Genomic DNA, 11786 nt, shown 5'->3' on the forward strand with positions numbered 1-11786 from the left:
ATGCCATCTGCTGATTCTATTTGGCAAGATCTTCAACGATCCTTTAAAGAAGAGCTGAATCCGGCCAGTTATAGCGCTTGGATCGAGACTGCCAATGTCTTGTCGTTTGAAAAAAATCAGCTGCTGATCGAAGTACCCAGCGATCTTCATAAATCTTATTGGGAAAAAAATCTAGCTGCCAAAATTGTTGAAATGGGATTTATGAAAACTGGTGAAGAATTGATTCCTAGTTTTGTGACTGTCGAAGAAGCAGAAGCTTTAAAAACAGCCCCATCTACTATTAAAACAACTGCAGAAGAAAACGAGCAGCCGCCGAAATCGATTTTAAATGAAAAATACACATTTGATACCTTTGTCATCGGGAAAGGCAATCAAATGGCCCATGCTGCTGCTTTAGTTGTTGCTGAAGATCCTGGGTCTATTTATAATCCGCTGTTCTTCTATGGTGGCGTTGGTTTAGGGAAAACCCACTTGATGCATGCGATCGGTCATCAAATGTTGCTGAAACGTCCCAATGCCAAAATCAAGTATGTTAGTAGTGAAAATTTCACCAATGATTTCATTACTTCTATTCAAAAGAACAAAATGGAAGATTTTCGAAACGAATACCGCAATGTTGATCTTTTGTTGGTGGATGATATTCAATTCTTAGTCAATAAAGAAGGAACCCAAGAAGAATTCTTTAATACCTTCGAGGAGCTGTATCGCAATAATAAACAGATCGTCTTGACAAGTGATCGTTTGCCAAATGAGATCCCAACTTTGCCGGAACGTTTGGTTTCTCGTTTTGCTTGGGGCTTGTCCGTTGACATCACCCCGCCGGATCTAGAGACGCGGACCGCGATTTTACGGAAAAAAGCCGAAGCCGAACGCTTGGAGATCCCCGACGATACCTTAAGTTATATTGCTGGACAGATCGATTCGAATATCCGGGAACTTGAAGGAGCACTCGTCCGGGTACAAGCTTTTGCTACGATGCAAAACTCAGACATTACAACCAGCTTGGCAGCTGAAGCCATCAAAGCCTTGAAATCAAGCCATGGCTCGACCCAAGTTTCGATTTTGCAGATCCAAGAAGAAGTCGCAAAATACTATCATATTCATGTCAATGATCTAAAAGGGAAAAAACGGGTCAAAGGCATCGTCGTGCCACGGCAGATCGCGATGTATCTCTCTCGAGAATTGACCGATAGTTCTTTACCAAAAATCGGCGGCGAATTTGGCGGCAAAGACCATACCACGGTCATTCATGCCCATGAAAAAATTCAGCATTTAGTCGAAACAGATCCTACGATCAAAAATGAGATCGCTGAAATCAAACAAATCCTCTTCAGCTGATCTGTGGATAATAAATAAAAAACCAAAAAAGTTGTCCACAAGTTATTCACAGGCGTTTTCGTTAGTCTAATCACTCTTTTCTCGAGTTATCCACATTACTAACAAGCCTATTACTACTATTACTTTTATTTAATAACTATAAATTAAAGGAGTATCGCTATGAAGCTAACTTTAAACCGAACAGAGTTCATGCAAGAATTACAAACTGTCCAACGGGCAATTTCAACCAAAACCACCATCCCGATCTTAACTGGGGTAAAATTGTCCCTTTCAGAAAAAGGATTGACCATGACTGGGAGCAATGCCGATATTTCCATTGAAACTTTTTTAAGTGTGGAAAACGAAAAAGCGCAAATGCAAATCGAAAAAACAGGAGCGATCGTTTTACAAGCACGTTTCTTTAGTGAAATCGTTCGTCGTTTGCCTGAAAGTACCTTAACGTTAGAAGTTTTAGACAATAATCAAGTAGCGATCACTTCTGGAAAAGCCAACTTTACCGTCAACGGCTTAGATGCCGATAGTTATCCACATTTACCAGTTGTCGAAAGTCAAGATTCGATCGAGATTCCAGCGCACGTATTGAATAAGGTCGTTAGTGAAACAGTCTTTGCGGTTTCGCAACACGAAAGCCGTCCGATCTTGACTGGGGTCCACTTTGTCTTAGAAAATCAAAAATTATTAGCTGTTGCGACGGACTCACACCGTCTGAGCCAACGGGTGATTCCCTTGGAAAGCGGGGAAACAGCCTTCAATATCGTGATTCCCGGCAAAAGCTTAACGGAACTTTCTCGTTCCTTAACGGATGAGGAAGAAGCGATCCAAATCAGCATTATGGATAACCAAGTGTTGTTCCAAACGAAAACTATGAAATTCTATTCTCGTTTATTGGAAGGAACTTACCCAGATACCAATCGTCTGATCCCTTCAAGCTTCAATACTGAAATTGAATTTTCTGTGCCAGAATTGTTACAAGCTATCGAACGGGCGTCATTGCTTTCTCATGAAGGCCGTAACAACATCGTTCGTTTGGCGATCTCCGAGGAAGCCGTTGTCTTATATGGAAACTCACCAGAAATCGGGAAAGTGGAAGAAGACCTTTCTTTTGAAAAAGTGACCGGCGACCCATTAGAGATCTCTTTTAATCCTGACTATATGAAAGCTGCACTACGAGCATTTGGTGACACTAGCATCGTGATCCGCTTTATCTCAGCGATCCGGCCCTTTACGTTGGAGCCAACAGAGAGCAAAGGCAGCTTTATTCAGCTGATCACACCGGTACGCACCAACTAGTTTTTCATGTCTTTTGAAAAAAGTTGAAACAATCATCTGAAAATGAATAAATGAGTTAAAAGGGCTTAAAATCGTTTTTAAGCCCTTTTTTCTATTTTGGCTTCTTTTTTGTCTAAAAGCAGTAAGTCTTCTGAGAATGAAAAATATGCCGATGAATTTGTTTTCTTGGCAAAAAAAGAGTATAATAGAGCTAAACGCTCTTTGATAGAATTGAGGGGAATTATGAAAATGCAAATACCGTTAGAAACGGAATATATGACACTTGGACAAATGCTCAAAGAAGTCAGTGTGATCAGCAGCGGCGGCCAAGCGAAATGGTACCTTGCAGAGCACACCGTTTTTGTCGACGGCGAGCCGGAAAATCGACGAGGGCGCAAATTGTATGCGGGAATGCGTATTGAGCTACCTGATGAAGGTACTTTTTTTATGGTGAAGAAGGAAGACGCTGATGCGGCTGAATGAGTTGCATTTAAGCAATTATCGGAACTATGATTCGCTGACACTGACTTTTGAGAAAGGTCTGGTCATTTTTTTAGGCGAAAACGCGCAAGGAAAAACCAATATTTTAGAAAGCATCTATGTATTGGCGATGACCAAAAGCCACCGCACCTCCAGCGAGCAAGAACTTATCCGCTGGGACACAGAAGGTGCGCGGATCTCTGGCAGTGTCAGTCGGGGACGCTCAACGATCCCGTTAGAACTGTTTTTGTCAAAAAAAGGACGAAAAACGAAAGTAAACCACATTGAGCAAAAAAAGCTCAGTAGTTACATAGGGCAGTTGAATGTCATTTTATTTGCTCCAGAAGACCTCTCCCTTGTAAAAGGAAGTCCCCAAGTCCGCCGCAAATTTCTCGATATGGAAATTGGGCAGATCGATCCAATCTATCTCTATGATCTCGTTCAATACCAATCCGTTTTGAAACAGCGCAATCAATACTTAAAACAGCTGAATGAAAAAAAACAGACCGATGAGATCTATTTAGATGTTTTGACGGAACAGCTGGTGGCTTTCGGCAGTAAAATCATTTTAGCCAGACAACGGTTTGTTCAGCGCTTGGCGTATTGGGCAAATCAGCTGCACCAAAAGATCAGCCAAGGAAAAGAAACCTTGCAGATCGACTACTTATCGAATGTGCCTGGTGAGGCGAGTACGCTGGAGGAGATCCAACAGCAATTTGTCAAAGCCTTGGCACAAGTCAAAGACCGTGAACGATTTCGGCAAGTCACGCTGGCAGGTCCCCATCGAGACGATCTGGATTTTTTGATCAATGAGAAAAATGTTCAGACCTTTGGCTCGCAAGGACAGCAGCGAACGACGGCCTTAAGTGTTAAATTGGCAGAAATTGATTTGATGAAAGAAGAAACGGGAGAATATCCCGTCCTTTTATTAGATGACGTCATGAGTGAGCTGGATGATTCCCGACAACTGCATTTATTGGAAACCATTGAAGGAAAAGTTCAGACCTTTCTGACAACGACGACATTAGAACATGTGAAAGACAAAATGTCTGTGGAAGCAGAGATTTTTTATGTAGAGCAAGGACATATTAAAGGAGAATAGACTGAATGACAGAAGAAGAAAAAAGCTTAGTTGAACGTGCGAAAGCCTATGATGCCAGTCAGATCCAAGTGCTGGAAGGGCTAGAAGCCGTCCGCAAACGACCTGGGATGTACATTGGTTCTACCAGTTCAGAAGGTTTGCACCACTTAGTATGGGAAATCGTCGATAACTCGATCGATGAAGCACTAGCAGGCTTTGCCTCAAGTATTCAAGTGATCATTGAACCAGATAATAGTATTACGGTCGTCGATGACGGTCGGGGGATCCCCGTTGATATCCAAGCCAAGACAGGTCGTCCAGCGGTAGAAACCGTCTTTACGATCCTGCATGCCGGCGGGAAATTCGGCGGCGGCGGCTACAAAGTATCTGGTGGACTGCACGGGGTAGGTTCCTCCGTCGTTAATGCGCTATCCACGACTTTAGATGTAAAAGTCTACAAGGAAGGTAAAGTGTATTATCAAGAATACCATCGTGGGGCAGTCGTTGATGACTTAAAAGTGATCGATGAAACCGACCGCCACGGAACGACCGTCCACTTTGTTCCAGATCCAGAGATCTTTACGGAAACAACTGTATTCAATTTTGACAAATTAGCGACGCGGGTTCGGGAATTAGCCTTCTTGAACCGAGGTTTAAAAATCTCGATCGAAGACAAACGGGAAGAAAAACCCGTCTTGAAAGAATATCATTACGACGGCGGGATCAAGAGCTATGTGGAGCATTTGAATGCGAGTAAAACAGTGATTTTCCCAGATCCGATCTATTTAGAAGGAGAGCAACAAGGAATCACGGTTGAAGTTTCCATGCAATATACCGATAGCTACCACAGCAATCTGCTAAGTTTTGCCAATAATATCCATACCTATGAAGGCGGAACCCATGAATTCGGGTTTAAGACTGCCTTGACCCGGGTGATCAATGATTACGCCCGCAAGTCAAAATTGATGAAAGAAAACGACGAAAACCTAACCGGAGAAGATGTTCGGGAAGGGTTGACGGCGGTTATCTCCATCAAGCATCCAGATCCTCAGTTTGAGGGACAAACGAAAACCAAATTAGGAAACTCCGAAGTGCGGACAGTCACCGATCGTCTCTTTTCGGAACATTTCACGAAATTCTTGATGGAAAACCCGAATGTGGGTCGTCAAGTCGTGGAAAAAGGACTTTTGGCATCAAAAGCCCGTCAAGCAGCCAAACGTGCCCGGGAAATGACTCGCCGAAAAGGTGCGTTAGAAATCAGTAACTTACCTGGGAAATTAGCCGACTGTTCCAGTAATGATCCAGAAAAATGCGAATTGTTTATCGTCGAAGGAGATTCTGCCGGCGGTTCAGCAAAACAAGGCCGCAGTCGCGAATTCCAAGCGATCTTACCGATCCGCGGGAAGATTTTAAATGTCGAAAAAGCCAGCATGGACAAAATCTTAGCAAACGAAGAGATCCGTTCATTGTTTACAGCCATGGGAACTGGGTTTGGTGCTGATTTTGATGTAGCAAAAGCCCGTTACCACAAGCTAGTTATCATGACCGATGCCGATGTCGATGGTGCCCATATCCGGACCCTACTTTTGACGCTGTTCTATCGTTATATGCGTCCAATCGTTGAAGCTGGTTATGTCTATATCGCACAACCGCCATTGTACGGTGTCAAACAAGGGAAAAATATCCACTATATCCAACCCGGCAAGAATGCCGAACAAGATTTGAAAAATACGATTGAATCACTACCTGCGACACCAAAACCAACGGTTCAACGCTACAAAGGTCTAGGGGAAATGGATGACCACCAGTTATGGGAAACCACGATGGATCCTGAAAACCGGATGATGCTGCGGGTCAGCGTAGATGATGCCATAGAAGCCGATCAAATTTTTGAAATGCTGATGGGGGATCGCGTCGAACCAAGACGGGCCTTTATCGAAGAAAACGCGCACTACGTGAAAAATCTTGACATCTAGCCAATCGTAGAGGAGGAAACAGCTTGAGTGAAGAAGCAAAACAAAATATTCATGACGTCAATCTGACCAGTGAAATGCGCGAGTCCTTTATCGATTATGCAATGAGTGTAATTGTTGCTAGGGCTTTACCAGATGTGCGGGATGGCTTAAAGCCGGTTCACCGCCGAATTTTATATGGAATGAATGAATTAGGGGTCACACCAGACAAGCCCCATAAAAAATCAGCCCGGATCGTCGGCGATGTCATGGGGAAATACCATCCCCATGGTGACAGTGCGATCTATGAATCAATGGTGCGGATGGCACAGCCCTTTAGCTATCGCTACATGCTAGTCGATGGCCACGGAAACTTTGGTTCAGTCGATGGTGACGGTGCCGCTGCGATGCGGTATACCGAAGCCCGCATGAGTAAACTGGCGATGGAGATGCTGCGGGACATCAACAAAGATACCGTTGACTTCCAAAGCAATTATGATGATACAGAACGAGAACCAGCGGTATTACCAGCACGCTTCCCGAACCTTTTGGTCAACGGGACGACGGGGATCGCTGTTGGGATGGCGACCAATATCCCGCCTCATAACTTGAATGAAGTTATTGCAGCCATCGATCTATTGATGGAAAATCCAGAAGTCACAACGAGTGAATTGATGGAAGTCCTACCAGGACCAGATTTCCCAACTGGTGGGATCGTGATGGGGAAATCCGGTATTCGCCGTGCTTATGAAACAGGGAAAGGTTCGATCACTGTTCGCGGGAAAGTCGAAGTGACTGAAATGCCCAACGGCAAAGAACGGATCTTAGTGACTGAATTGCCATATATGGTCAATAAAGCCAAATTGATCGAACGGATCTCTGAGTTGCACCGTGACAAACGGATCGAAGGAATCACCGATCTGCGAGATGAATCATCTCGTGAAGGCATGCGGATCGTGATCGACGTTCGTCGCGACGTCAGTGCATCGGTGATCTTAAACAATCTCTACAAAATGACTGCACTGCAATCTTCTTTTGGCTTTAATATGTTAGCCATTGAAAAAGGCGTGCCGAAGATTTTGAGCTTGAAACGAATTTTAGAAAACTATATCGAGCACCAACAAGAAGTGGTGACTCGACGAACACAGTTTGATAAAAACAAAGCAGAAGCTCGTGCCCACATCTTGGAAGGGTTACGGATCGCATTGGATCATATCGATGAGATCATTGCTTTGATCCGGGCATCAAATTCTGATGATGAAGCAAAAAATAGCATGATGGAGCGCTTCAAATTGTCCGATCGCCAAGCGCAAGCGATTTTAGATATGCGTTTGCGTCGCTTGACCGGTTTGGAACGCGACAAGATCGAAAACGAGTACCAAGGCTTGTTAGAATTTATCGCTGATTTGACAGACATTCTAGCAAATCCACAACGGGTCCTAGAGATCATCCAAACGGAGTTGCAGGAATTAGGGCAACGCTTTGGCGATGATCGCCGGACTGAGTTATTGGTTGGGGAAGTCTTAAGTCTTGAAGATGAAGATTTGATCGAAGAAGAAGAAATCGTCATTACCTTGACGAACAATGGGTACATCAAACGAGTAGCTAAATCTGAATTCCGTGCTCAACGCCGCGGCGGACGTGGCGTTCAAGGAATGGGGATCCACGATGAAGACTTCGTGAAGACGTTGGTTTCTTGTTCGACTCATGACACATTACTGTTCTTCACCAATAAAGGGAAAGTTTACAAAGCCAAAGGCTATGAAATTCCTGAGTATGGTCGGGCAGCCAAAGGGATCCCTGTGATCAATCTGCTCGGGATCGATTCTAGCGAACGGATCGAAGCGATCATTTCGGCTTCTGGTGGGCCTCAAGAAGGACGCTACTTGTTCTTCACGACGCGTCTAGGTGTGGTTAAACGGACCTCAGTGACGGCCTTTTCAAATATCCGTGCCAATGGTTTGATTGCGATCGGTCTTCGGGAAAATGATGAGTTGGTCAACGTGATCGAAACCCATGGCGAAGATGTCGTGATCATTGGAACCCACGATGGCTACTCTGTGACCTTCAAAGAAGCCCTTGTGCGGGATATGGGCCGGACAGCTGCTGGTGTGCGAGGCATTCGTCTCAGAGACGGAGACTATGTCGTAGGTGCCGCGGTGATCACAGAAGACAGTGAAGTCTTGGTCATCACTGAGAACGGTTATGGCAAACGCACCAAAGGCTCTGAATACCCAATCAAAGGTCGTGGCGGAAAAGGGATCAAAACAGCCAACATTACGGCGAAAAACGGTCCATTAGCCGGCTTGACGACGGTCAGCGGTGAGGAAGACATCATGGTGATCACCGATAAAGGCGTCTTGATTCGTTTCAATGTAGCGACTGTTTCCCAAACTGGTCGGGCAACCTTAGGGGTTCGTTTGATGAAAATGGAAAACAATGCCAAAGTAGTGACGATGGCAACGGTTGAACCGGAAGTCGAAGAAGAACTAGCGACTGCCGAAGAAACAGCGGTACAAGACGTGCCAGTTGTGGAAGACACCACGGAAGACACCACGGATACACAAGAATAAGCAATACGTTTTCTAGGAAGACAGCAACCTGCGAACCTGCAGCTTGCTGTCTTTTTACTCTTTTTCAAAAAATCGGTAGCAGCTGACGTATTTATCAGTGTAAGCGATTGTTTGCGGTGATGGATAGATTGCAGGGACGCAAAAAACAGCTTGCAGTAGGGACGAAAAAAGTGTATAATAATTATTTGTGAGTAGTCTAATTAGACCACTCTCTCTGCTCCTAGAAAACTAGGGGCCAAAGTCCACAGGGAGGTGAAAAATCAATGGAAAACACGAAATATGAGATCTTATATATCATTCGTCCAAACATTGATGAAGAAGCAAAAGCCGCATTGATCGCTCGTTTTGACTCAATCTTAACTGATAACGGCGCTGAAGTTATCGAATCAAAAGATTGGCAAAAACGCCGTCTAGCGTATGAAATGGATGGATTCCGTGAGGGTATCTATCACATCGTTAAAGTTTCTTCTTCAACAACTGCAAGTGCAATCAACGAGTTTGACCGTCTTGCGAAAATCAATGATGACATTATCCGTCACATGATTGTCAAAGAAGAAGCATAATATTGTTTCACATGAAACAAAAGCGATGAGGAGATGATGAACTTTGATTAATAATGTTGTACTAGTAGGAAGACTAACCAAAGATCCTGATTTACGTTACACTTCTAATGGCACTGGTGTCGCAACCTTTACCTTGGCGGTAAACCGCAATTTTACCAACCAAAGTGGAGAGCGCGAAGCTGATTTCATCAACTGTGTTATTTGGAGAAAACCAGCGGAAACATTAGCAAACTATGCACGCAAAGGAACTTTATTAGGGGTTACTGGACGTATTCAAACCCGTTCATACGACAACCAACAAGGCCAACGTGTTTATGTAACAGAAGTCGTTGCTGACAACTTCCAATTATTAGAGTCGCGGAATGCTTCCGAGCAAAGACGCACAACTGATAGCGGATCTGGCAGTAACAATACGTATAACTCAAACAGTTCTTCTGGATTTGGTAACAATAACTCAAATCAAACTCAATCCTCTCAACCATCAGGAATGCCTAATTTTGATCGAGACAACTCCGATCCATTCGGAAACTCATCAATCGACATTTCAGACGATGATTTACCATTCTAAGAAATTGATAGGAGGGAAATAGGATGGCACAACAAAGAAGAGGCGGACGCAAACGTCGTAAAGTAGACTACATTGCTGCAAACCATATTGAACATATCGATTATAAAGATATTGAATTACTAAAACGTTTCATTTCAGAACGCGGTAAAATCTTACCACGTCGTGTAACTGGTACTGGTGCGAAAAACCAACGCAAACTTACCATTGCAATCAAACGTGCGCGTATCATGGGATTACTTCCATTCGTAGGCGAAGAATAAATCGAATGATTTTCATTGACAAGTTTCTTTTGAAGCTTGTCAATTTTTTTATCCATCGAAGAGAAACTTGTTATTTTATATGTAGATAGAATAACGAATGACAAAATTTTTTTCCTGGTTGTTTCACCAAAAAAGTTTCACGTGGAACTTTTTTGCATCAATCGCCTATTTGATTGTTTTATGGTAAAATAAGGAACAAAGCTTCAAAAAAATGGGATGATACATTGAGGGGTAAAAAAGATGGCAGCAATTGGGTTGATTTCAATTGATAATTACGATGATTTGATTGAGAAAAAAGACGACAAACAAGTTTCTTATTTGAACTCGCTGATCACGACATTGATTTCTGATTGGGCAAGTGAGAATCATGTTTTTTACAAACGAATCAATTCCGAGCGGTTTCTTTTCGTCGCGAAGTATTCAGATATTGAGCGGATGAAGGAAGAAAAATTCCAATTTTTAACTAGAGTACGGCAAGTTGCGGAAAAAAATGATCTGGCATTAACGATCAGTATGGGAATCTCCTATGGGGAAGAGTCTTTTGAAGAGATCGGGGAAGTGGCACAAAACAATCTCGACATTGCGTTAGTTCGCGGCGGCGATCAAGTCGTTTTAAAAGAAGCCAAAGAAGAAGCGAAACCGCAATTCTTTGGTGGCAATACAGACGGCACACCAAAGAGAACGCGTGTTCGTTCTCGTGCCATGAGTACGGCGTTGAGAAAGATTTTTGCTGAAAACCAGCGGATCTTTATCATGGGTCATCGTTACCCGGACATGGATGCTTTAGGTTCGGCTTTTGGGGTGGCTTACATGGCGATGATGAGCGACAAAGAATGCTACATCATTTTAAATCCGAAAGAGATCACCGCCGACATTCAGCGGGCATTGGAAGAATTGAAAAAATACCCCGAGCTGGAACGATTTGTGATCACTGGGGAAGAAGCAGTTAATTTATCAAATGAAGAAAGTGTCTTAGTGATGGTAGATTACCATAAGCCATCGATGTCGATCTCGCAAGCGGTCTATGATGAATTTGACAAAATCGCAGTGATCGATCACCATCGTCGCGGGGATGAGTTTCCCGATAAGCCTTTATTGACGTATATTGAATCTTCCGCATCTTCGGCATCAGAACTAGTAGCAGAATTGATCCAGTATCGTGCTTCTCGCAGATCGCAAGTCCCGAAATTTATTACGACTTCTTTATTAGCAGGCATCTACGTGGATACGAAGAACTTCACGGTGCGAACCACTGGTCGGACCTTTGATATTGCTGGCTATTTGAAAAATCAAGGCGCAGATACCTCATTGGTTCAATACATGTTGAGTACGGATCTCGATTCCTATTTGATGATCAGTGAACTGGTTTCTCGCAGCCAGCATTTCCGAGAAGATATCGTGATTGCTGCAGCGGATGAAGATCGGGTCTACGATAGTGTCACCGTTGCGAAAGCGGCCGATACTCTGCTATCGATCAATGGGATCCATGCGGCGTTTGTCATTACGAAACAGCCTGGAGATTTGATCGGTATCAGTGCTAGAAGCACCGGTAAAGTCAATGTACAAACCTTGATGGAGGCATTAGGCGGCGGCGGACATTTTACCAACGCAGCCACGCAAATAAAAAACAGCAGCATTAGTGATGTAGAAAACCAGCTGCGAGCGGAATTAACGAAAAATGAACAATAACAAGGAGTGACCA

Annotated in this window: 10 protein-coding genes; all 10 read left to right on the forward strand. The window is 43.7% G+C overall.

Features of this window, described 5'->3' with window-relative positions:
* Positions 1–1338, forward strand: a complete 1338-nt coding sequence (gene dnaA / locus IGI78_RS00005) for a chromosomal replication initiator protein DnaA (protein WP_077453250.1) — start codon at positions 1–3, stop codon at positions 1336–1338.
* A gap of 159 nt (positions 1339–1497) precedes the next feature.
* A complete protein-coding gene (gene dnaN, locus IGI78_RS00010) occupies positions 1498–2628 on the forward strand; it encodes a DNA polymerase III subunit beta (RefSeq protein ID WP_005226354.1) in 1131 nt (376 codons plus the stop codon).
* 222 nt (positions 2629–2850) lie between these two features.
* Positions 2851–3090, forward strand: coding sequence for a S4 domain-containing protein YaaA (yaaA, locus tag IGI78_RS00015; RefSeq protein ID WP_077453248.1), 240 nt, complete (start codon positions 2851–2853; stop codon positions 3088–3090).
* Entirely contained in the window at positions 3077–4189 is a 1113-nt protein-coding gene (gene recF, locus IGI78_RS00020) for a DNA replication/repair protein RecF (protein WP_005226357.1), read from the forward strand. Before yaaA ends, recF begins: the two co-directional genes overlap by 14 nt.
* A 5-nt stretch (positions 4190–4194) precedes the next feature.
* Positions 4195–6144 carry a DNA topoisomerase (ATP-hydrolyzing) subunit B gene (gene gyrB, locus IGI78_RS00025; protein ID WP_005226359.1) on the forward strand — a complete coding sequence of 650 codons (1950 nt, stop codon included), beginning with the start codon at positions 4195–4197 and terminating at the stop codon, positions 6142–6144.
* 23 nt (positions 6145–6167) lie between these two features.
* A complete protein-coding gene (gene gyrA / locus IGI78_RS00030) occupies positions 6168–8693 on the forward strand; it encodes a DNA gyrase subunit A (protein WP_195265659.1) in 2526 nt (841 codons plus the stop codon).
* Between the two features lie 263 nt (positions 8694–8956).
* A complete protein-coding gene (rpsF, locus tag IGI78_RS00035) occupies positions 8957–9256 on the forward strand; it encodes a 30S ribosomal protein S6 (RefSeq protein WP_005226363.1) in 300 nt (99 codons plus the stop codon).
* A gap of 43 nt (positions 9257–9299) precedes the next feature.
* Entirely contained in the window at positions 9300–9824 is a 525-nt protein-coding gene (gene ssb, locus IGI78_RS00040; RefSeq protein WP_005226365.1) for a single-stranded DNA-binding protein, read from the forward strand.
* Positions 9825–9847: 23 nt separating this feature from the next.
* Positions 9848–10084, forward strand: a complete 237-nt coding sequence (gene rpsR, locus IGI78_RS00045) for a 30S ribosomal protein S18 (RefSeq protein WP_005226367.1) — start codon at positions 9848–9850, stop codon at positions 10082–10084.
* Positions 10085–10324: 240 nt separating this feature from the next.
* Positions 10325–11773: a DHH family phosphoesterase gene (locus IGI78_RS00050; RefSeq protein WP_244350793.1), complete on the forward strand. Its 1449-nt coding sequence runs from the start codon at positions 10325–10327 to the stop codon at positions 11771–11773.
* Positions 11774–11786: the final 13 nt, after the last annotated feature.

The organism is Enterococcus sp. DIV1767 (assembly GCF_050542585.1).
Taxonomy (GTDB): domain Bacteria; phylum Bacillota; class Bacilli; order Lactobacillales; family Enterococcaceae; genus Enterococcus_D; species Enterococcus_D innesii.

What these genes read in the sequence shown, in the direction of transcription:
- dnaA (WP_077453250.1), top strand. Translation starts at nt 1, where the DNA reads ATGCCATCTGCTGATTCTATTTGGCAAGATCTTCAACGATCCTTTAAA.
- dnaN (WP_005226354.1), top strand. Translation starts at nt 1,498, where the DNA reads ATGAAGCTAACTTTAAACCGAACAGAGTTCATGCAAGAATTACAAACT.
- yaaA (WP_077453248.1), top strand. Translation starts at nt 2,851, where the DNA reads ATGAAAATGCAAATACCGTTAGAAACGGAATATATGACACTTGGACAA.
- recF (WP_005226357.1), top strand. Translation starts at nt 3,077, where the DNA reads ATGCGGCTGAATGAGTTGCATTTAAGCAATTATCGGAACTATGATTCG.
- gyrB (WP_005226359.1), top strand. Translation starts at nt 4,195, where the DNA reads ATGACAGAAGAAGAAAAAAGCTTAGTTGAACGTGCGAAAGCCTATGAT.
- rpsF (WP_005226363.1), top strand. Translation starts at nt 8,957, where the DNA reads ATGGAAAACACGAAATATGAGATCTTATATATCATTCGTCCAAACATT.
- rpsR (WP_005226367.1), top strand. Translation starts at nt 9,848, where the DNA reads ATGGCACAACAAAGAAGAGGCGGACGCAAACGTCGTAAAGTAGACTAC.
- IGI78_RS00050 (WP_244350793.1), top strand. Translation starts at nt 10,325, where the DNA reads ATGGCAGCAATTGGGTTGATTTCAATTGATAATTACGATGATTTGATT.